Origin of the sequence: Halolactibacillus miurensis, assembly GCF_900116255.1 — a bacterium.
GTDB lineage: Bacteria > Bacillota > Bacilli > Bacillales > Amphibacillaceae > Halolactibacillus > Halolactibacillus miurensis.
Window position 1 is genome coordinate 12924 of sequence record NZ_FPAI01000028.1, and the last position, 21467, is coordinate 34390.

Annotated in this window: 20 protein-coding genes; 2 read left to right on the forward strand and 18 right to left on the reverse strand. The window is 39.5% G+C overall.

What is annotated here, in order from left to right:
- Positions 1-164: 164 nt before the first annotated feature.
- The 10 genes from BM390_RS13040 to pflB form a co-directional block, all read right to left on the reverse strand.
- On the reverse strand, positions 165-1127 hold the full coding sequence (locus BM390_RS13040) for a LacI family DNA-binding transcriptional regulator (protein WP_062320833.1): 963 nt from the start codon (positions 1125-1127) through the stop codon (positions 165-167).
- A gap of 172 nt (positions 1128-1299) precedes the next feature.
- Positions 1300-1743, reverse strand: a complete 444-nt coding sequence (locus BM390_RS13045) for a flavodoxin (protein WP_062320831.1) — start codon at positions 1741-1743, stop codon at positions 1300-1302.
- 49 nt (positions 1744-1792) lie between these two features.
- Positions 1793-2593, reverse strand: a complete 801-nt coding sequence (gene proC / locus BM390_RS13050; protein ID WP_062320829.1) for a pyrroline-5-carboxylate reductase — start codon at positions 2591-2593, stop codon at positions 1793-1795.
- A gap of 255 nt (positions 2594-2848) precedes the next feature.
- Positions 2849-3268, reverse strand: a complete 420-nt coding sequence (locus tag BM390_RS13055) for an organic hydroperoxide resistance protein (protein WP_062320827.1) — start codon at positions 3266-3268, stop codon at positions 2849-2851.
- Positions 3269-3377: 109 nt separating this feature from the next.
- Positions 3378-4700 (reverse strand): APC family permease, encoded by a 1323-nt coding sequence (locus BM390_RS13060; protein ID WP_062320825.1) that lies wholly within the window; start codon positions 4698-4700, stop codon positions 3378-3380.
- A gap of 152 nt (positions 4701-4852) precedes the next feature.
- Positions 4853-5176, reverse strand: a complete 324-nt coding sequence (locus tag BM390_RS13065) for a hypothetical protein (RefSeq protein ID WP_218161163.1) — start codon at positions 5174-5176, stop codon at positions 4853-4855.
- Between the two features lie 103 nt (positions 5177-5279).
- Positions 5280-6095, reverse strand: a complete 816-nt coding sequence (locus BM390_RS13070; protein ID WP_062320822.1) for a ZIP family metal transporter — start codon at positions 6093-6095, stop codon at positions 5280-5282.
- Positions 6096-6549: 454 nt separating this feature from the next.
- Positions 6550-7149 (reverse strand): nitroreductase family protein, encoded by a 600-nt coding sequence (locus BM390_RS13075; RefSeq protein WP_062320820.1) that lies wholly within the window; start codon positions 7147-7149, stop codon positions 6550-6552.
- 236 nt (positions 7150-7385) lie between these two features.
- A complete protein-coding gene (gene pflA / locus BM390_RS13080) occupies positions 7386-8138 on the reverse strand; it encodes a pyruvate formate-lyase-activating protein (protein ID WP_177220730.1) in 753 nt (250 codons plus the stop codon).
- 78 nt (positions 8139-8216) lie between these two features.
- Positions 8217-10475, reverse strand: a complete 2259-nt coding sequence (gene pflB / locus BM390_RS13085) for a formate C-acetyltransferase (protein ID WP_089855346.1) — start codon at positions 10473-10475, stop codon at positions 8217-8219.
- A gap of 449 nt (positions 10476-10924) precedes the next feature.
- Here pflB and BM390_RS13090 point away from each other — a divergent pair, with 449 nt between their 5' ends.
- A complete protein-coding gene (locus BM390_RS13090) occupies positions 10925-12088 on the forward strand; it encodes an iron-containing alcohol dehydrogenase (RefSeq protein WP_089855350.1) in 1164 nt (387 codons plus the stop codon).
- A gap of 104 nt (positions 12089-12192) precedes the next feature.
- On the opposite strand, the gene adhE is transcribed toward BM390_RS13090, so the two are convergent.
- The 4 genes from adhE to BM390_RS13105 all read right to left on the reverse strand — a co-directional run bounded on the left by adhE (position 12193) and on the right by BM390_RS13105 (position 16468).
- Positions 12193-14802 (reverse strand): bifunctional acetaldehyde-CoA/alcohol dehydrogenase, encoded by a 2610-nt coding sequence (adhE, locus tag BM390_RS13095; RefSeq protein ID WP_062320817.1) that lies wholly within the window; start codon positions 14800-14802, stop codon positions 12193-12195.
- Positions 14803-14857: 55 nt separating this feature from the next.
- Positions 14858-15094 carry a hypothetical protein gene (locus BM390_RS13100; RefSeq protein ID WP_062320815.1) on the reverse strand — a complete coding sequence of 79 codons (237 nt, stop codon included), beginning with the start codon at positions 15092-15094 and terminating at the stop codon, positions 14858-14860.
- Positions 15095-15437: 343 nt separating this feature from the next.
- The gene (locus BM390_RS15565; RefSeq protein WP_156321348.1) at positions 15438-15608 is read right to left on the reverse strand and encodes a hypothetical protein; all 171 of its coding nucleotides are present in this window, start codon (positions 15606-15608) and stop codon (positions 15438-15440) included.
- Positions 15609-15691: 83 nt separating this feature from the next.
- Entirely contained in the window at positions 15692-16468 is a 777-nt protein-coding gene (locus BM390_RS13105; RefSeq protein WP_062320813.1) for an ABC transporter ATP-binding protein, read from the reverse strand.
- Positions 16469-16646: 178 nt separating this feature from the next.
- On the opposite strand from BM390_RS13105, the gene BM390_RS13110 reads away from it, so the two are divergent.
- A complete protein-coding gene (locus BM390_RS13110; protein WP_062320809.1) occupies positions 16647-17087 on the forward strand; it encodes a YueI family protein in 441 nt (146 codons plus the stop codon).
- A gap of 29 nt (positions 17088-17116) precedes the next feature.
- On the opposite strand, the gene BM390_RS13115 is transcribed toward BM390_RS13110, so the two are convergent.
- From BM390_RS13115 to BM390_RS13130, 4 genes are all read right to left on the reverse strand, one after another.
- Positions 17117-18301, reverse strand: a complete 1185-nt coding sequence (locus BM390_RS13115; RefSeq protein WP_062320807.1) for an aminotransferase-like domain-containing protein — start codon at positions 18299-18301, stop codon at positions 17117-17119.
- A gap of 54 nt (positions 18302-18355) precedes the next feature.
- Positions 18356-19150 (reverse strand): ABC transporter ATP-binding protein, encoded by a 795-nt coding sequence (locus tag BM390_RS13120; RefSeq protein WP_062320805.1) that lies wholly within the window; start codon positions 19148-19150, stop codon positions 18356-18358.
- On the reverse strand, positions 19150-20136 hold the full coding sequence (locus BM390_RS13125; RefSeq protein ID WP_089855353.1) for an ABC transporter permease: 987 nt from the start codon (positions 20134-20136) through the stop codon (positions 19150-19152). Before BM390_RS13125 ends, BM390_RS13120 begins: the two co-directional genes overlap by 1 nt.
- Before the next feature lie 76 nt (positions 20137-20212).
- Positions 20213-21202: an ABC transporter substrate-binding protein gene (locus BM390_RS13130; RefSeq protein WP_062320802.1), complete on the reverse strand. Its 990-nt coding sequence runs from the start codon at positions 21200-21202 to the stop codon at positions 20213-20215.
- Between the last annotated feature and the right edge of the window lie 265 nt (positions 21203-21467).

Here is a 21467-nt window from a genome sequence, read left to right on the forward strand (position 1 = left end):
TAGTATGCGCTTACAATAGAAGGCGATTAATATGTCAACCGGTTGACATATTACGTAATAAAAACTTGAAATTTATATCTTGATTATAATGACCGCAAGAAAGAATGTCAACCGGTTGACATAAAATAATTTTAAAAAACAACATAGTTTAATAATTGAGGGAACTATGTTGTTTTTCCTTTAATCAATTCTACTGGTAATGTCACATTTTTAACTTCAAAGTTATCTGATTGATTGATTTGTTCCATCAGTATTTCTACAGATACTCGTGCAATTTCTTCAATCGGTTGTTGAATCGTTGATAAATCCGGCAATAACATGCGAACCGCCTCAGCCCCATCATAACCAATGACTTTTAAATCTTCTGGTACACGGATTCCTCTATTCTTTGCCTCATTTATAACCTTCGAAGCAATCATATCATCACTAGCAAAGACAGCTTCTAGATCAAGGTTCTCATTAAACAAGTCTTCTAAGTAAGTATCTGAGATTTCATACGTTCTGTAAGGAAGGTTATTCTTTTTCATCGTATCTTCATAGGCATCTCTTCGCAGGTTTGCGGGGGTTTCTAATTCTCTTGGCCCATTAATATGAATGATTTTTTTACATCCTCGATCAATTAAATGTTGTGTTGCCAGTTCACCACCACGATAGTTATCACTAGAGACAACAGGAATGTGATCGGCTAAAATACGATCAAAACTGACGATAGGCATGCGCGATTTTTTATATAAATCAATGCCACGATTGTGTGCACCTGCAATAATGCCATCAACTTGGTGTCGTTGAAGCATCTCTAAGTATGCACGTTCCTTATCTTCACGCCCGCCACTATTACAAAGCAATACTTTATACCCTAGCGATTCACAAACATTTTCTAAATGATAGATTAACTGTCCATAAAACGGATTACTCGTTGTTGGAAAGATCACACCAACGATAAAGGTTTTATTAATGAATAACGATCGCGCAATCTCATTCGGGTAATAATTAAGTTCTTCCATCGCAGCGTACACTTTTTTACGTGTTTTTTCACCAATATATCCTCGGTCGTTGAGCACACGCGACACGGTTGTTGGTGATACTTCAGCCAATTTTGCTACATCGGCCAATTTCGGTTTTTTCATGACAAATCTCCTATACCTTTTAGTAATGAAACAATCGCATAGTCTCATTGTAAATTAAATTAATTTTTTTGCAAATATATTAACCATCATTTTTCCAAAATGAGTCTATCTTTCTTCTTTCTGCACTAAAAAACCTAACGTCTCATTTAACGTTAGGTTTTTGATTAGCACTTTACTTCGACGCTAGTACATCATCAACCATCGCCCGAGTATGCTTCAGATCTTCTTCGTCTGGATCTAAGTCAACTTTAACGAGTTCACCGTAAACTGTAGCACCGACAGACTCAAAACGTTCTTTAAATTGATCAAGCGCGACGCCGTATAACGGATAAAAAGAATCACATGAACCGAATAAGCCAATGCGTTTACCTGATAAATCCTCATCTTCAACCTCATCATAAAAATCCATCAACTCAAACGGTAAATCCCCGTCACCGTACGTGTAACTACCAAAGAAAATCACATCGTAATCGGCTAAATCGAAGGCATAAAACTCATCACTTGGAATATGGAAGGTACTATGTTCGAGATTTTTCTCGTCTAAGTAACGCTTTATTTCATCAGCAATACACTCCGTATTACCTGTCATACTTGCATAAGCTACTGCTATTTTCATAAATATTCACCTCATCATTATCATAGTGATAATGATTTTCACTGTCAAGTTATTCTTCGTCACCAGAAGCAAAATCAACGCACTTCCGAATTGCCTCTTGAATCATCTGATCAAAGTTATGTTCATCTAATACTTGTAAGCCTTTTTCCGTCACACCACCTGGTGTCGCCACTTCATCCATTAAGTCTTGTGGACATTTTAAATCAGACGTTAACATTTCTGATGCCCCTTTGACCATTTGCGCCACGAGCTGTTTAGCCACAACTTCTGTTACACCAGCTTTTTGCACCTCTTTAATTAACACATCCGCAAACCGGTAGACAAAGGCCGGACCACTCCCGGTAATCGGTGTAATTTGATGCACTTGTTGCTCGGTTAATTTTTTAAACTGACCGATACTAAACAGGATTTTTTCAATATAATATTCATGTTCATCTGTCACATGATGCCCTAAAGTAAAGAGCGTCATCGACTCTGCTTTTGATGCTGCCGTATTTGGCATGAGCCAGCTGACAGGTGTCCCTTCTGGTAAATGTGATTCAAGATATTTTACATCAATCCCTGCCGCAACCGTAAGCACGAGTTGACCATCAATAACGTCACTGAGTGACGCTAATACTTCTTCATGCGCTTCAGGTGGAACGGCTAAAATAATAATATCTTGGTCTGAGACGTGATTTTGCCACTGATTAGTCGTTCTCACACCAAAGCGTGCTTCCACTTCTTCTAATCGTTCACTGTTTCCATTATTTCCAACCAAGATTTCACTAAAATCTGCATGTTTTAAACCATCAATGATCGCTTGCGCCATACGTCCGGCACCAATCATTAAAATCTTTTCTTTTGACATGAAAGATTCCCCCTAGATTCATTTTAACGTACATAGGCTACGTGAATAATTACCCGTTTTTACTCTATTAAAAACAAGCCTCACTCGTTTCTCCATTCTTTACTATACAAAAAAATAATCTTCGAAACAAGGTCATTTAAAAAGAAATCCAACAGGAAGGCATCCAGTTGTATCTTTACATTGTTAGCTTGATTCATAACAAAACAACAAGCACCAAAAGGCACTTGTTGTTTTGACTGAAATATTTAAACGCCGTTACTTACCTGTTACTTTTAACTCAACATCGATGTTACCCCTGGTTGCTTTAGAGTATGGGCAGAAGTTGTGAGCAAGTTCTGCGAGGTGTTCTGCTTCTTCTTGTGAGACCCCTTTAATCTCTACATGTAATACGACACCAATTTTAAAACCGTTATCGCTTGGGTCTTTTAGTAAACTCACATCTGCCGTTAATGTTGATTCAATCTCTTTCTTTTGGCGTTCTGCCATTAAATTTAATGCGCCATCATAGCAAGCGGCATAACCTGCCGCAAATAGCTGTTCAGGGTTAGAGCCTGTTTCACCACTACCTCCGGCTGGGTTCACTAAATTTAAATCGATCAAACCATCATCTGATTTTACATGACCATCGCGGCCACCTGTTGCTGTCGCATGGGACGTAAATAAAACATTACTCATAACTTGATCCGCTCCTTTATAATTAGTTTCATACTATGTTTACCTTCTTAATCGGGTTTCTAAACCCTTCCGTATAAAAATAGTGAATTTAAGTCTTTCTCACTAGTTGTTAGTGATGAGAATGATTTAACTCTCCCTGTTCCCGCTTATGTTTAAGAAAGAATTTTTCCATCAGATAGGTTGCCACCAACACAAGTAATGACACGCCGACAATCAGTAAATCGGTCTGGAATTTATAGATGACAAAAGCAATTAAAACAATACTATCAATCAATATTGCACCACCTACGATGACACGATGACTATTTACCTCATCTTTTAGCTTATAGAATAGTCCCCAGTGGATTAAAATATCCATCACTAAATATAAAATCGCCCCCATCGAAGCAATCCGACTAAGATCAAAGAGCACTGTTAACACCATCGCAATAACGACCGTATAGACGAGTGTGTGTTTTTGAATACTGCCTGGCATACCAAAGTGTGAGTGTGGAATGAGCGACATATTGGTTAGCATCGCCAGCATTCTCGATACCGCAAATACACTCGCGATAATTCCTGAGATTGTGGCAATAATGGCAATAATAACTGTAAACCACACACCAAGTGAACCAAGTGCCGGTTCAGCTGCTGCCGCTAAGGCGTAATCTTTTTGGTTAATAATCTCAGCTAGAGACAAGTTTGTCGACACAGCCCAAGCAATCAAGAGATAAACAACGAGACTAATGATAATCGATAGCGTAATCGCACGCGCAATATTTTTCTTCGGTCTTTCAATTTCTTCCCCTTGATTGGTGATGGTCGTAAAACCTTTAAAACTTAGAATCGTTAACGCAATCGCCGCAACAAAACTGATGCCTGTCACTTCCGGTGTTTGGGATGACGATTCAGGTAATTGAAAACTAAAATTCACAAGCACAAGCCCGGCTCCAGCAAATATCAACAATCCGATAATTTTAAGTAACGAGACAATCGACGTAAATGACTGAATAAAAGCATTACCTGATATATTGACTAAAAAAGCAAACAACAACAGACTAACACCTAAAATTTGTACCCAGTACGAACCGGTATCCGCGTCAAATAACTGAAGCGTATACGTACCGAAGGTACGAGCAACGAGACTTTGATTAATGACCATTGAAAAAGCCATCAGTAACGACGCAAATGCCGCAACCGTTCCTTTTCCATATTCTTTGACTAAGTACATACCAATTCCACCAGCTGATGGATAAGCTTGACTAAGTTTTTGATAAGAGTACGCACTAAAACCGGTGGCGATCCCACCGAGAACGAAAATGAGCGGAAACCATTTCCCACTTAATTCTGCGACTTGACCAAGCAGGGCAAAAATACCTGCGCTAATCATGACACCCGTACCAAGGCCGACCGCACCAATTAGTTTAATGCTATTCTCTTTATATTCACTCATGCTTGACCTCCTTTTGAACGTCATTAAATAACTGACTACTATTAACTTTACCTTCATTATTGGAATTAAAACCAATTTATAAGTATTAAATAAAGAAATGACTTTCGTCGCTTCTTTTTTACAAGTTATCAACTTATATTTAGACGATACTACTATTCATAACGTTTTAGCCATACTTCTAAAATAATGCCGTACACAATACCCGCGAGAAAACTAACGACATCAACATAACCACTCGTCGCATAGAAGGCAAACGACACGAGAAGACCAAGGACTGCACCTCGTAAGGCTACTTGTTTCTTAGTCACTTTCGGCCAAGCAGCACCAATGACGAGCCCCATTATGACCCGGTTATACCAAAGCGCAAACACAAACGTAAGCGATGCATCAAATCCCGAACGAATATAAGCACCAACAACACAGAAAAGCCCTAAAATAATCCCACCTATCAACGACATTTTTAAACGTTTTGTCATCACGCCAAATCACTCCTCCATTTTTTTGAACCATTATATTTAAGTATAGCCTCTTGATATGGATTCAAAACAAAAAAGCCACACTCTACGTGTGACTTTACCTTTAACCTAATGCAACATCTAAAACCATCATCACAGTAAAACCAACCATTAACGCCATGGACGCTAAATCTCGGTTACCATTTTCTTGCGATCCTGGAATGACTTCTTCTGCGACAACGAAAATCATCGCACCGGCCGCAAAGCTAAGCGCTAACGGTAAAATTGGTTCCATCCAGGTCACAAGTAACACACCAATCACTGCTGCAATCGGTTCGACCATCCCAGAGAACTGACCATACATAAAGCTGCGTCTTCTTGACATGCCTTCACGTCTGAGTGGCATTGAAACAGCCGTTCCTTCTGGGAAGTTCTGAATTCCAATACCAATACCAAGTGTGACAGCTGCCGCAAGTGAACTTGTGTCAAATCCAGCCGCAACCGCACCAAAAGCAACCCCAACCGCTAAACCTTCCGGAATGTTATGAAGCGTAATCGCGAGCACTAACAGTGTACTACGACGCCGGCGATCCGGGTGAATCCCTTCTGCCGTATCCAGTCGAGCGTTCGGGTGAACGTGGGGAATAACTTTATCAATCCCCCATAAAAAGATACCCCCTAACATAAATCCAACAGCCGCTGGTAACCAAGCAGGCCACTTATCTTGTTCTGCCATTTCAATAGCCGGTGCTAACAGTGACCAATAACTTGCCGCAATCATCACACCACCCGCAAAACCTAACATCGCATCAAGAAACTTTTGATTCACGCCCTTCGTGGTAAAAACAAGGGCTGCCCCAAGCGCCGTCATCCCCCAAGTAAACAGTGTCGCAACGAGCGCCTGCATGACCGGTGGTAACTGAGTAAAAAACTCTACCATACGTGTAACTCCTTTCTCTTTCCAAATATACTTTGATTTCTTACTATAGTTTTATATTTTCATCTCTATTATGGATTATACCAATATTTTTGCCTTAGGTAAACTTTTTTAAAAAAAGTATCTTTCATTTGTTGGATATCGTTATTCATAATTTATTCATACTTTTTTTATCCGTGCATCCATTCGTCATTTTTTTAAACACTTAATCAAGAAAAAGCATTCAACTTTGTCGTAGTTGCCGGTTCGTAGTAATGTGTCACATGGTCCATTTTAATCTTATTAAGACGGGGAAGTCCCATCCCTTGCCCAAAGGCGATTCATCCCCCACTTACTCATTGGGCTTAGCCCATAACATTCCTTGAAGATGGGGGTTTTCTCGCCTAATTTAGATAAAAAAATACCTCAATACTGAAGTAGTATTGAGGTAGGCATTATTCCGTCTTCTCGCTTTTTACTATTTAAAAACTTTGATCCGCTCATCTACTGATTGGAAAGTTTTTTCGCCCGGTGCTTCTTCTGGTTTGCCAAACGGCATTTGCGCACGTAAGCTCCATGCTTTTGGAATATCAAAGCGTGCTTTGACATCATCGTCAATCAACGGATTATAATGCTGCAAGGAGGCACCTAACCCTTCTGCTTCTAAGGCTGTCCAGACGACATATTGCAACATACCCGACGCTTGTTCCGACCAGGTTTCGAATTTATCTTTATACAATGGCATTTGTTCACCTAGGCCTTTGACTACCTCAGTATCTTCGAAGAACAACACCGTTCCATAACCCGCTTTAAACGAGTCAATTCGCGCTTTTGTTTTATGAAAATTTTCTTCTTTTACGAGTGGACGTAGATGTTCTTTCGTTAGATCCCAAAGTGCTTTGTGATGGTCATTAAACAAAATCACCACCCGGCCACTTTGTGAATTAAACGCATACGGCGAATGTTTCACCGCAAATTGGACGACTTCCTCAACGTTTTCTTTTGAAACAATCTCTTCATCGCTAATCGCGTAATATGACCGACGTTCCTCAATAGCTTGTCGCAATAATTTTGACATAGAAATATTTCCTCCTTCAGTATGATAAAATTTTTCTGTTATCTGTACTATTACCGAACGATCCCTCCTTTAAACACTGACGATTTTCATTTGTAAGCAACTTATATTGATTCCAAATTAAAATTGGACGCATGTAAAAAGCAATCACCCTTTCACCATCGTTAGCTCACTGCCACACCGTGAGCTAACTCAAAAAGACCTACAAGCAAAAGGCTTGTAGGTCTTGATTATTCTATTTAAGATTGTGGGATCGCAATGGTTTTTTCACGATTTAAAATCGCTTCTGCATTTTTCACTCGGTCTTCAGTCGGTGGTTCAACACCTTCTAATTGATAATCTAAACCGAGGTTTTCCCATTTATACACACCTAACTTGTGATACGGCAACACGTCAATTCGTTCAACGTTAGACAGCGTGGCAATAAAGTCAGATAAGCGTTGTAATAACACATCATCATCACTACCGCCAGGAATTAGCACGTGACGTACCCAAATCGGGACATTCTTTTCATCTAAGTAACGGGCCATGTCTAAAATATGATCATTTGAAACACCCGTAAGAACTTTGTGTTTCTCAGGATCAATTTGTTTTAAATCGTAAAGGATTAAATCAGTGACATCCATTAATTTATCGAGTGTTTCAATAAAGCGAGGGGCACGACTGAAACATCCACCTGATGAATCGATACATGTATGAATATCATGTTTCTTCAGTTCAGTAAACAATTCAAGTAAAAATTCCGCTTGAATTAAAGGTTCCCCGCCACTTACTGTTACACCTCCGCCTGATGAATCGAAAAAATCCTTGTATTTCACAATATCTGTGACAAGTTCTTCCACAGTCATCTCTTTACCGCCCGACATCTTCCATGTATCTGGATTATGACAAAACTGGCAGCGTAATAAGCAACCTTGTGTAAAAATAATATAACGTAAACCTGGGCCATCTACTGTACCAAGTGTTTCAATTGAGTGAATGCGTCCTTTCATGTGAATACCCCCTGATGATAAAAGATATAGGAGGAGACAAGTCTCCTCCTATACGATTATACCTTATTTCAAACCGACTTACATGCTTTCGTGGAAAGTACGGTTAATAACATCGATTTGTTGTTCTCTCGTTAACTTGATGAAGTTAACAGCGTAACCTGATACACGGATCGTTAATTGTGGATACTCTTCTGGATGTTCCATCGCATCAAGTAATGTTTCACGATCAAATACGTTAACATTTAAGTGGTGACCATTTTTCTTCGCATAACCATCAAGCATTGCTGCTAAGTTAGCTTTTTGAGTGTCAGCATCTTTACCAAGTGCTTTTGGTACGATTGAGAATGTGTTTGAAATACCATCCATTGCGTACTCATATGGCATTTTAGCGACTGACATAAGTGACGCTAATGAACCATTTTCGTCACGGCCGTGAAGTGGGTTAGCCCCTGGTGCAAATGGTTCACCTGCCCGACGTCCGTCTGGTGTATTACCTGTTTTCTTACCATATACAACGTTTGATGTAATCGTAAGAAGTGATTGCGTATGTGTTGAATCACGGTAAGTTTTGTGTTGTTTTACTTTATTCATAAAACGCTTCACTAAGTCTGCCGCGATATCATCTACGCGATCGTCGTTGTTTCCGTATTTAGGGAAGTCGCCTTCGATTTCATAATCGACAGCTAAACCGTCTTCGTCACGGATGGTACGAACTTTTGCGTATTTAATTGCTGAAAGTGAGTCAGCTACAACTGAAAGACCTGCGATACCACATGCCATTGTACGGAATACTTCACGGTCATGTAGAGCCATTTCAATTCTTTCATAGCTGTACTTATCGTGCATGTAGTGAATGATATTAAGAGCATTCACGTAAACGCCTGATAACCAGTCTAACACAGTGTCATATTTACTCATCACTTCATCGTAATCTAAGTACTCAGAAGTAATTGGTGCGTAAGCTGGCGCTACTTGTGCTTTAGATTTCTCATCCACACCACCGTTGATTGAGTAAAGTAATGCTTTTGCTAAGTTAACACGAGCCCCAAAGAATTGCATTTGCTTACCAATACGCATCGCTGATACACAACAAGCAATACCGTAGTCATCGCCATAATGGCTGCGCATTAAATCGTCATTTTCATATTGAATTGAGCTGGACTGAATCGACATTTTTGCACAATATTTTTTATAGTTTTCTGGTAAGTTAACTGACCATAAAACAGTTAAGTTTGGCTCTGGAGCTGGACCTAAGTTGTCTAATGTGTGTAAGAAACGATAAGAGTTCTTAGTAACAAGTGGACGACCATCTTCCGCCATACCAGCAAGTGATTCTGTTACCCATGTTGGGTCACCAGAGAATAATTCATTGTATTCAGGTGTTCTTGCAAACTTCACAAGACGTAATTTCATAACGAAGTGATCCACAAGTTCTTGTGCTTCTTCTTCTGTCATCACACCATTAGCGATATCACGTTCAATGTAGATATCTAAGAAGGTTGATGTACGACCAAGACTCATTGCCGCACCGTTTTGTTCTTTAATCGCTGCTAAGTAACCAAGGTATAACCATTGGAAAGCTTCTTGAGCATTTTCAGCTGGGCGAGAAAGATCAAAACCGTAAGTCGCACCTAATTGTTTTAATTCATTTAAAGCACGATATTGTTCTGAATGCTCTTCACGATCACGAATCACATCGTCACTCATTACACCGTTGCCACCAATTAAATCGTAATCAGCTTTTTTAGCTGCCATTAACTTATCAATACCGTAAAGGGCTACACGACGGTAGTCACCGATGATACGTCCACGACCATAAGCATCTGGAAGTCCTGTTACGATACCAGCACGACGCGCCGCACGAATGTCTGGTGTGTAAGCATCAAAAACACCTTGGTTGTGTGTTTTGCGGTAATCTGTGAAGATTTTTTCTACTTCTGGGTCTAATTTATATCCGTAAGATTCAGCTGAAACTGATGCCATGCGGATACCACCAAATGGTTGTAAAGAACGTTTGAATGGCACATCTGTCTGAACACCAACAACCTTTTCTTTATCTTTGTTTAAATATCCCGCATCGTGAGAAGTGATTGTTGAAACAATCTTTGTATCTAAGTCATAAACGCCACCACGTTCGCGTTCTTCTTTTGTAAGTTCCATTACTTGATCCCAAAGATCTTTCGTTGCCTGAGTTGGACCTGCTAAGAAATCTTCATTTCCTTCATAAACAGTAAAGTTTTTGATGATAAAGTCACGCACATCAATTTCTTTTTTCCAGCGACCGTCAACAAATCCGTTCCAAGCGCTACTCTTTGCTACTTCTTCTACAGTTTTCATTTACGCTTCCTCCTCGAGTGTTTATATCATTTAAAATTGTGAATGAATTAACTTATGCTTCTAGTATATACCCCTGAACCAAAAAAATAAAGTGAATCTCCTCACATTTTTGAACTGTTATAGTCAATGTTCATAATTTGTTCAAATTTTATCGGGGTAAAGGATTCTGATAAAACAGATAAATATACATTTGATAAAACCTTGATAAATAAGGGTTTATCACTTTCAATACGAATAGTACAGCTACAAGGAAATTGTGACAGATAAATTCTGTATCAATCTGTTATAGTATGACTTACGCCTTATTGTATTACAGTGAAGCGCTTACATATACAAGGGTTTATTAACATTCTTAACATATTTGTTTATTTATTCTTTAAATTCATGATTGCATATGACTTTACTTCTTTTTCTAAACGTATCATTATATAGGATAGGAGGCGATTGAATTGAATAATTTTATTTATCATAACCCAACAAAGCTCATTTTTGGTGAAGACACTTTAACAGAATTACCAAAGTTATTAAACGGAAAAGGTAAAAATATTTTACTTGTGTATGGTGGCGGGAGTATAAAGAAAAATGGTTTATACGATAACGTCTTAGAACAATTAAAAGCGATTGATGCGCATGTGGTTGAATTAAGTGGCGTTGAGCCTAATCCACGACTAACAACTGTCAGAAAAGGTATTGAACTCGTCCATGCCCACGGTGTTGACTTTATTTTAGCGGTCGGTGGTGGGAGTACGATTGACTGCACGAAAGCGATTGCCGTTGGTGCTAAATCAGATGCAGATATTTGGGATATTATCACCCGAAAGAAAGCAGCTAAAGGGGCCGTACCATTTGGTACTATTCTAACACTCGCGGCGACGGGTTCAGAAATGAACGCCGGTTCCGTTATTACCAACTGGCAAACAAATGAAAAAGTCGGCTGGGGCAGCGCCTACAGTTACCCGGCATTTTCTATCCTTGATCCAAAGCATACGTTCTCGGTACCGAAAAACCAAACGATTTACGGTATGGTCGATATTATGTCGCATGCACTTGAACATTATTTCCACCATGAAACAACACCACTACAAGACCGCATGGTAGAAGGCATTTTAAAAACAGTGATTGAAACCGCACCAAAATTACTAGAAGACTTAGAAAATTATGAACACCGCCAAACCATTCTTTATGCGGGTACCATGGCGTTAAACGGGATGGTTAGCATGGGTTATAACGGCGACTGGGCCACACATAACTTAGAACATGCGGTGTCAGCGATTCATGATATTCCGCACGGTGGAGGGCTAGCCATTTTATTCCCTCACTGGATGGAACACGTTCTAGACGCCGATATTCATCGTTTCAAGCAACTGGGACGACGCGTCTTCGACTTAGAACAAGGAACAGAATCTGATCGTGACTTTGCTTTACGTGCGATTCAAGCGTTACGTGATTTCTGGACATCGATTGGGGCACCATCAACACTTAAAGATTACGACATTGATGCCTCATCCATTGAAGATATGGCCGACAGAACCGTTCAACTAAGCGACACATTCGGCGGATTCAAATCACTTAACCGTGATGACGCTGTCGCCATTTATAACGCTAGCCTTTAATGAAAAACAGTTAAATACGTCTATTTAAAGGGAAAGCCCCCTTGTCAACCTAAACTGACAAGGGGGCTTTTTGGTATATAAACATTTAAAAAGGGAAGCAGGAATTAACCTTTAAAGGCGTTACGGTATACTTCAGCAAGTTCAGTTACAAGTGGTAACTTAGGGTTAGCTGTTGTACATTGATCTTCGAAAGCTTTGTCTGCTAAGTAATCTACTCTAGCTTCAAAGTCTTTCTTCTCTACGCCGTTTTCACGGATAGACATTGGAATGTTAAGTTTTTTCGCTAAGTCATAGATTGCGTTGACTAAGCTTTCAACACCCTCTTCAGTTGTGTTCGCTTTTAGTCCTAAGTGTTTTGCGATTGCCGCATAACGCTCATCAGCGATAAAGTGCTGATATTTAGGGAATGAATTAAACTTAGACGGTTTTGTCGCGTTATAACGGATGACGTGCGGCATAAGGATAGCGTTCGCACGACCGTGAGCGATACCGAATTCAGCACCTAATTTGTGCGCTAAACTGTGGTTAATACCTAAGAACGCGTTCGCGAATGCCATACCTGCAAGTGTTGATGCGTTATGCATTTTCTCACGAGCAAATTCATTCGAACCATCTTTATATGCCATCGGTAAGTTTTCGAATACTAACTTAATCGCATGTAAAGCTAAACCATCTGTATAATCATTCGCTAACACTGATACATACGCTTCAATCGCGTGTGTTAACACATCCATACCTGTATCTGCTGTGACAACAGGTGGTACGGTCATAACAAATTCCGGATCGATAATCGCTACATCTGGTGTTAATTCATAATCAGCTAATGGGTACTTAATGTTATTTTCTTTATCGGTGATAACCGTAAATGATGTTACCTCAGAACCTGTACCTGATGTTGTTGGAATCGCGACAAATTTCGCTTTGTGTCCTAACTCAGGGAACTTGTACACACGCTTACGGATATCTAAGAATTTTTGTTTAATACCGTTAAAGTCAGTTGTTGGGTGTTCGTGGAATAACCACATACCTTTTGCGGCATCCATTGCTGAACCACCACCAAGAGCGATAATCACATCTGGTTGGAATTCATCCATTGCTTTTGCTCCGCGCATAACCGTATCTTTTGATGGATCCGGCTCTACATCAGAGAAGATTTCACAGTGGACATAGTCCGCACGCTTACGTAAGTGATATAACACTTTATCAACGTAACCAAGTTTCACCATCATTGGATCTGTTACGATAAACGCTTTAGAGATCTTCGGCATTTTCGCTAAATATTGTACAGAGTTTTTCTCAAAGTAGATTTTTGGTGGAACTTTGAACCATTGCATGTTGTTATTTCTGCGCGCCATTTTCTTCACGTTAATCAAGTTAGCTGCCCCCACGTTTGTTGATACTGAGTTACCACCATAAGAACCACAACCAAGTGTCAGTGATGGAATGTATGCATTGTAAATGTCACCAATCGCTCCTTGTGAAGATGGTGCATTCAAGATAATACGGCCCGCTTTCATACGGCTAGCAAACGCATCAACGATGTCTTGGTTATTTGAGTGGATAACAGCCGAGTGACCTAAACCACCAAACTCAAGCATTTCTTCCGCACGATCAATACCTTCTTCAGCACTATTTACTTTGTATGCTGCAAGCACTGGGCTTAATTTTTCACGAGATAGTGGATGATCTGGTCCCACACCTGTTAATTCAGCTACTAAGATTTTCGTGTCTTCAGGTACTTTAACGCCTGCCATTTCAGCAATCTTCACTGGTTTCATACCAACAATCGCTGGGTTAACCGCACACGTATCTTCATTAATGACTAACTTTTCAACTTTAGCTTTTTCAGCTGGCGTTAAGAAGTGGACTTTATTCGCAATCATTTCTTGTTTTACTTCATCATAAATTTCTTTATCAACGATCATCGCTTGTTCTGACGCACAAATCATACCGTTATCAAATGTCTTAGACATGATAAGATCATTTACCGCACGTTTTACGTCAACTGATTTTTCGATATAACAAGGCACGTTACCAGCACCTACACCTAGAGCTGGTTTACCAGAGCTATACGCTGACTTAACCATACCAGGACCACCTGTTGCTAAGATAGTTGCTACACCAGGGTGTTTCATTAACGCTTGTGTCCCTTCGATTGATGGTTTTTCAATCCATTGGATACAGTGTTCAGGCGCACCCGCTTTTACTGCTGCTTCATAAAGAATACGCGCAGCTTCAGAACTACATTTTTGAGCTGAAGGGTGGAACGCGAAGATGATTGGGTTACCTGTTTTAATTGAGATTAAAGATTTAAACATCGTTGTTGATGTTGGGTTTGTTACAGGTGTAACCCCAGCAACGACACCAATTGGTTCTGCAATATTCACAATGCCTTCATGTTCATTTTCATCGATCACACCGATTGTGCGATCATACTTAATGTTGTGGTAAACATACTCAGTTGCGAAGATGTTTTTGATAATCTTATCTTCATAAACACCGCGACCTGTTTCTTCAATAGCTAATTTTGCTAAATACATGTGCTTGTCTAATCCAGCAAGTGCCATTTCCTTGACGATGTGGTTGATTTGATCTTGGTCTAACTTCTTCATTTCTTTTAATGCTTTTTGTCCGTTTACTGCTAATTTGTCAATTGCCTCTGCGACAGTTGGCTCAGTTACTTCTGTGTTTTTCTTTTCTGCTTTTGTGACCATGTTAAAACCCTCCTAAGATTATATGTGAAATATTGAGCATTTAAACTCAAAAAAATTAAACAAAATTCATGACCGACGGGTTACGAGGAATCTTAATGAACGATACGTCATTAAACATGCGCGTGTTGTTTTTAATGACAACAACATGTTGATCGGTCCAAATAAAATTCGGGATGTCTTTACCATCTTCTAAGCTCATCGCTTGGAATCTGTCACCGACATGTTTCTCAAAACTCTCTTGCGTATAAAATTCAGCATCAGTACCAAAGTCTTTCCACTCTGTTAATATCATTTTATACCCCCCTCGTTCTTTCTGATTACATCATATCATCTGTATGCGCTTTCAAAACAATATAATTGTGACAGGTTTGTGAAATGTTTCACATTAAACGCTTACATAAAAGTAAAATAAGTATAAACATTGATATATCAACGTTTATAGTGATAAACAGTATATATAAAATAAAAAAATCAATAAAATACTGTCTTATTTTTAAGTAATATTTGAAGTAACACAGACTGTAAACGCTTAGATTTCATACTTTTTAAGTGAATTAATGAACAAAGTATCTCTATCATTACAAAAGACCATCTCATCAAGATTACAATATCTTTGATGCGACGGTCTATTTTGTCTAGCGAGTTTCATCTTTTTTTTCGTCCAGTTTCTTCCCTATGTAAGATAGGACAAAGGCTAAAAGCGATATCATCATCAACCAGTTTTCCGGTAATTTGTTGTCACTAAAAAGATTGTATAGTAAGACAATCAGAATAATTAACGCCAAAAGTCGAATTAACCTTTTCATGATCGATGCCTCCTGAAAACAATAGTTGTTAACACCTTACATTTTATCACAAATTAAATGGAACAAGTCGTTAATATCATGCTTTACTTTTTAAATAAGTACGGCCGTTCGTGTTGCCACATCATGTCTAATGGTAATTGAAAGAACGCGGACAAACTTTTTTCAGTCAGTAACACCTGTCTTTCACCTGATTGAAACACTTTCCCGTCTTTTAACATGAGTACATGAGTAAAGCCCGGCAAAATTTCATCTACGTGGTGAGTCACATACAATACCGTCGGCGGATTGTCTTTTTTCATAATCGACTCAACCGTCTCAAGCAACTGTTCTTTTGCGACAAAATCTAAACCTGTTGTTGGTTCATCTAAAATTAACAGCTTCGGGTTCCGCATTAAACTACGCGCAATCATCACCCGTTGCTTTTCTCCTTGTGATAACTTTTCATAAGCTTGATCGGCATAATGAAAGATACCAACGTCTCTGAGTAGTTGTTTTGCTTTTTGCCGCATTTGATCAGTTGGTGTTTCATAAAGTCCAATCGAACTAAACCCACCACTTAAAACAATCTGATAAGCGGTGTCTTCAACGTAAAACCGCTGCTTTAACGTTTGTGATACAAGACCGATGTCTTGCCGTAATGCTTCACCTAGTGGATCTTTACCAAATCGGCGACCTAATACTGTGACTTCGCCTGTGACCGGAAAGTGAAACGCACTTAACATATGAAGTAAAGCCGTTTTCCCCGCACCATTTAATCCGAGCACAACCCACTGCTCACCCGGTTTTACTTGCCAGTTAATATCATCTAAAATCCATGTCCCTTGTCGTAATAGACCGACGTGTTCTAATTTAATCATAATTGAGTCGCTCCTTTACCATATATGTCGTTAAAATCCATGTAAGTTTTTCACGCGCTACTTAACTAATATTAACATGCTTTAAGCGGTTTTCTTCTATATAATAAGAATCTATTACTTTAGGCGAACCGTTTCTTATTTTTTCACCGAAACATGTTATACTAAACATGAGGTGAGAACGATGTCAAAAAACATGGACGATTATCTACAAGAAGGCATTTACGGATCTAAACAAACGAAACCCGATGAACGCCGCTTATTTTTAGGTAGTTTAAGAGAACGCGCCGCTTTTGTCTTAACCCAAGAACAGGTGAGTCAACAAAAAGGAATACAAGCATTTGACGAAGCACTTAAAAAACATCACGATGTAGAGCTGTTATTTAATGCCCAGCACTCACTAAACACACTAAGCCCGTACCGCCGAATAGCCTTAAAACATGAAAAAAATTATACCATTATTGATGAAGACTCAAATAAACATGCTTATGGTATCGTCGTTGCCTATAATCATGCGGTAGACCTTGATGATATCTTTTACAAAGAAGCTACACCTGTACAAAAAGATAAAGAAGCACCAAAATCAAAACCATCTTTCTTTGATAAATTATTCGGAAAAAACTAAAGCCTAGCCGGAAGCGACTAGGCTTTTTATTAAGCGTGAACTGACGTTAATAATGCTGTCAATCGTTTCATTCCCTCTTCAATCAATTCTGGTGAACTATTGGTAAAGTTTAACCGCATGGTTGAGCGCTTTTTGTCATCCACATAGAACGGTTGTCCCGGTACAAAGGCAACGTCATTCTCAACAGCTATTGGTAACAAACTTTCCAGGTCCATATGTTCCGGTAACGTCACCCAGAAAAACATCCCGCCTTTTGGCTCTAAATAAGTGAGTCCTTCAATATCTGCCTCATCTAAGCAACGCTTCATCACCTCCATTCGCTCTTTGTACGTTGAACGAATCGTTTCAATATGTGCATCTAAGTCATAATCGTTCAGTAAATGTAAGAGTGCATGTTGACTAATTGAGTTAGTATGCAAATCGGCGGCTTGTTTTGCTTGCGCGATGAGACGAATGATTTGATGTGGGCCGGTAATCCAACCAAGACGCATCGCTGGTACTACGGTTTTAGAAATCGTACTCGTATAGACAACATATTCATTGCCCTTATCCATTGCCGCCAAGCTATTAGGCATGGAAGCTGGATCAAACTGAATATCGCCATAAGGATCGTCTTCCATAATCACGACATGGTACTGTTCAGCAAGCTTAAGTAACATCTCGCGGCGTGCTTGTGACCATACTTTTCCTTCCGGATTTGAGAAAGTTGGCACGACATAAATACATTTAGGCTTATATGCTTTAATCTTCTCTTCTAGATCGCTTTCAATCATACCATCTTCATCTGAATCAACAGGGATCACTTTCGTTTCATAAGAACTAAACACTTGAAGCGCCGCTAAATAGGTCGGATTCTCTGTTAAGATAATGTCTCCGGTGTTAAACATGACGCGAGAGAATAAATCAATCGCTTGTTGAGAACCTGATGTAATCAAAATATCATCAGGTTCCTTGTTGATACCTTTTTTTAACATTCGATTCGCTAATTGTGCTCTTAATTCTAGTAATCCTTCTGTTTCAGCATATTGTAGGGCTTTATTGCCTGAGGTAATCGCCTTATGAAAGGCGGCATCAACGGCAGCTACCGGAAAAAGTTCTTCATCTGGTAAACCTCCCGCAAAGGAGATCACATTCCCTTTATTTACTACTTTTAATATATCCCGTACCGCTGATGAACCGAAATAACGAACGCGATCAGCAAAACCATACTTCATTGTAGTCCCTTCTTTCTATTATCTATAGTGATGCTTGTTATTGTATCATTGCTATTAACCAAGAATGGCTCGATCATTATCCATATCGGTCCCACGAATCCGCTTAAACTCTTGGAGTAATTTTTCAATCGTTAACGCTTGTTTTTTCGCACCATCGATATCTAGAATAATCTGGCCCTTATCCATCATAATCAATCGATTCCCAAGGTCCAATGCTTGTTGCATGTTATGCGTGACCATTAACGTTGTCAAGTGCGTCTCTTTCACAATCTCACCGGTGAGATTGGTGATCAACTCCGCTCGCGACGGGTCAAGCGCGGCAGTGTGTTCATCTAGCAGTAAAATATCTGGTTGTGTAAAAGTTGCCATTAACAGTGATAACGCTTGGCGTTCACCACCTGATAGTAACCCCACTTTCGCAGATAATCGGTTTTCTAAACCTAAATGCAGCCGCTCTAATTCTTCTTTAAATAGAGCGCGCCGTTTTTTATTAGCTCCAGGTTTTAACGTTCTTGTTTTGTTACGAGCATAAGCAATGGCTAAGTTTTCTTCGATCGTCATTTTAGGTGATGTGCCTGCCATTGGGTCTTGGAAGACGCGCCCAATCTTTTTCGCTCGTTTATGTTCTTTTAACGTGGTCACATTTTGATTGTTTATTTCAATGATACCGACATCCGGAAAAAGCGCCCCTGAGATCATATTCATTAAGGTTGATTTGCCCGCACCATTACTACCAATAACCGTGACAAAATCACCGGGTTTTAATTCAAGTTGAATGTTTTGAAGCGCCTTTTTCTCATCTGGTGTCCCTTCATTAAAAGTAATCGATAAATTCTCTACTCGTAACATTACGCACCCCTCCTTACTTGTTGGTTTAATGCTTGTCGTTTCTTGCGCTTACGACTACTTTCTTTCACAGTTTCAACAACTTTTGGTACAACGAGGGCTAATACGACGAGTAAGGCTGTGATTAACTTCGTATCACCGTTATCTAAAAAGTCAGACCGGATGGCTAACGTGATAACGATACGGTAAATCACGGCACCAACAACAACCGCAAGCGTCGTCCGACCGATTGTCTTTGTGCCAATGATTGATTCACCGATAATGACTGAGGCCAGACCGATGACGATCATCCCAATCCCCATATTTAAATCAGAAAAGCCGGTAAACTGAGCATACAACCCACCAGCTAAAGCGACAAGGCCGTTTGAAACGCCTAGTCCTAACACTTTTAAGTGATCGGTATTGGCTGAGAAACTACGAATCATTTGTTCATTGTCTCCAATTGCCCGAAGCGCCAAACCAACTTCTGTCTTCAAGAAATAATCCGTAATGAATTTAATGATAAAGGTCACAATAAGCATAATTAAAAGGGCGGAATATGTTGAAGGAAGATTTTCTATCCCTAAAGCCGTTAACCCTTGATCGAATGCTCGATCAATACCAAGTGACTCAAAGATTGAGCGCAATTGTGTAAAAAAGGTCTCTTGATTTAGGAGCGGAATGTTCGATTGCCCCATAATGCGCAAGTTAATCGAATAGAGTGCCGTCATCATTAAAATACCTGAGAGGAGCGGATTGACTTTACCTTTTGTGTTCAGTAATCCCGTTATACTACCTGCTAAAAAACCTGCCAATAATGCTGCTAAAATCGCAAGACCCGTCGGCATACCGTTCACAATCAGTAAAGCTGAAACAGCAGCCCCTGTCACAAAACTACCATCCACAGTTAAATCAGGAAAATCTAAAATTCTAAACGATAAGTAGACACCTAGAGCCATAATCGCAAAAATGATACCTGATTCTACCGCATTAAACATTGAAATAAACATAAGAACTCCCCTTCATGATAAGAAAAATCGACTAAACACAACGATAAGCTTGTTTAGTCGACCGTTCTTTTATCTTTTATTCAGTGGCCGCTTCTTCGTCCCAAGCGTCTTGCCATGTAATATTTTGTTCTGTTGCCGCGTCTTTATTAATAAATAATTGCATTTCCGGCGGGTATTCAACCGCAATCTCATTTGGTTGTTTGTCACCGGTTAAAATATCCGCGGCCATTTCACCTGAACGGTAACCGATCGTATAATAATCAATGCCATATGTCGCAAAACCACCACGCGCAAGTGAATCTGGTTCACCGACAATCAGTGGGATATCTTGTTCATTCGCCACGCCAACCACACTCTCTAGCGCTGATACGACCGTATTATCTGTCACAATATAAAACACATCTGCTTCACCGACTAAAGACGTCGCTGCTTGTTGCACTTCAGCCGACGTTGATACTGTACGCTCAACAATAGAAAGACTTGTTCCTTCTGCTGCTTTTTTAACCGATTCGATTTGTACAACAGAGTTTTGTTCACCCGTGTTATAAATCATACCAATCGTCGCACCTTCAAAATATTGATCAATAAACTGTATCGTGTTTATAACCGCATCCGGATGCATATCGACAACACCCGTAATATTCTCCCCTGGTTCATCCATAGTCGATACAAGTCCTGCACTGACCGCATCAGTGACTGACGTAAAGACAATGGGAATATCTTTTGTCGCTTGTAAAGCTGTTAAAGCACTTGGTGTCGCATTCGCAAAAATCAAATCGACTTGATCTGAACTAAAACTTTGCGCGATCGTTAACGCATTCGTTTGATCCGCTTGCGCACTTTGAAAGTCGTACTCTACATCTAATCCTTTATCTGAAAGAGCTTGTTTAAACCCTTCAAATGCCGCATCAAGCGATGGGTGTTCAACAAACTGACTCGCACCAATCGTATACGTTTTATCTGTTTCTTGTTCACTATCTGCATTTGCTTCTTCTTCTGTGCTACCACAGGCTGTTAAACTGATAGCAATAATAAGTACCATCATTATGCCTAACCATTTCTTCATGTTTTGTCTCCCCTTTTATTGTGTCTCTATTTTAAATTTTCAGAATATATGACGATTATTATAACACAAACTTCTTTATTAGGGTATAGCGTTTTTTAAATAATCTAAAAATTCCGTTTACATATGCTGACATATTTTAATACTACCCAAATAAGTTCAACATAAAAAAACGGTTCTCTGTCAAATGTGGTGGTACCTAAAACACCACTCATTTGATCAATTATTGTCGAGGTAGTATCCGCCATCCTTGACTTCAATAACGACC

Coding starts and splice junctions, on each gene's coding strand:
- BM390_RS13040 (WP_062320833.1), bottom strand. CDS start 1,127: ATGAAAAAACCGAAATTGGCCGATGTAGCAAAATTGGCTGAAGTATCA.
- BM390_RS13045 (WP_062320831.1), bottom strand. CDS start 1,743: ATGAAAATAGCAGTAGCTTATGCAAGTATGACAGGTAATACGGAGTGT.
- proC (WP_062320829.1), bottom strand. CDS start 2,593: ATGTCAAAAGAAAAGATTTTAATGATTGGTGCCGGACGTATGGCGCAA.
- BM390_RS13055 (WP_062320827.1), bottom strand. CDS start 3,268: ATGAGTAATGTTTTATTTACGTCCCATGCGACAGCAACAGGTGGCCGC.
- BM390_RS13060 (WP_062320825.1), bottom strand. CDS start 4,700: ATGAGTGAATATAAAGAGAATAGCATTAAACTAATTGGTGCGGTCGGC.
- BM390_RS13065 (WP_218161163.1), bottom strand. CDS start 5,176: ATGACAAAACGTTTAAAAATGTCGTTGATAGGTGGGATTATTTTAGGG.
- BM390_RS13070 (WP_062320822.1), bottom strand. CDS start 6,095: ATGGTAGAGTTTTTTACTCAGTTACCACCGGTCATGCAGGCGCTCGTT.
- BM390_RS13075 (WP_062320820.1), bottom strand. CDS start 7,149: ATGTCAAAATTATTGCGACAAGCTATTGAGGAACGTCGGTCATATTAC.
- pflA (WP_177220730.1), bottom strand. CDS start 8,138: ATGAAAGGACGCATTCACTCAATTGAAACACTTGGTACAGTAGATGGC.
- pflB (WP_089855346.1), bottom strand. CDS start 10,475: ATGAAAACTGTAGAAGAAGTAGCAAAGAGTAGCGCTTGGAACGGATTT.
- adhE (WP_062320817.1), bottom strand. CDS start 14,802: ATGGTCACAAAAGCAGAAAAGAAAAACACAGAAGTAACTGAGCCAACT.
- BM390_RS13100 (WP_062320815.1), bottom strand. CDS start 15,094: ATGATATTAACAGAGTGGAAAGACTTTGGTACTGATGCTGAATTTTAT.
- BM390_RS15565 (WP_156321348.1), bottom strand. CDS start 15,608: ATGAAAAGGTTAATTCGACTTTTGGCGTTAATTATTCTGATTGTCTTA.
- BM390_RS13110 (WP_062320809.1), top strand. CDS start 16,647: ATGTCAAAAAACATGGACGATTATCTACAAGAAGGCATTTACGGATCT.
- BM390_RS13115 (WP_062320807.1), bottom strand. CDS start 18,301: ATGAAGTATGGTTTTGCTGATCGCGTTCGTTATTTCGGTTCATCAGCG.
- BM390_RS13120 (WP_062320805.1), bottom strand. CDS start 19,150: ATGTTACGAGTAGAGAATTTATCGATTACTTTTAATGAAGGGACACCA.
- BM390_RS13125 (WP_089855353.1), bottom strand. CDS start 20,136: ATGTTTATTTCAATGTTTAATGCGGTAGAATCAGGTATCATTTTTGCG.
- BM390_RS13130 (WP_062320802.1), bottom strand. CDS start 21,202: ATGAAGAAATGGTTAGGCATAATGATGGTACTTATTATTGCTATCAGT.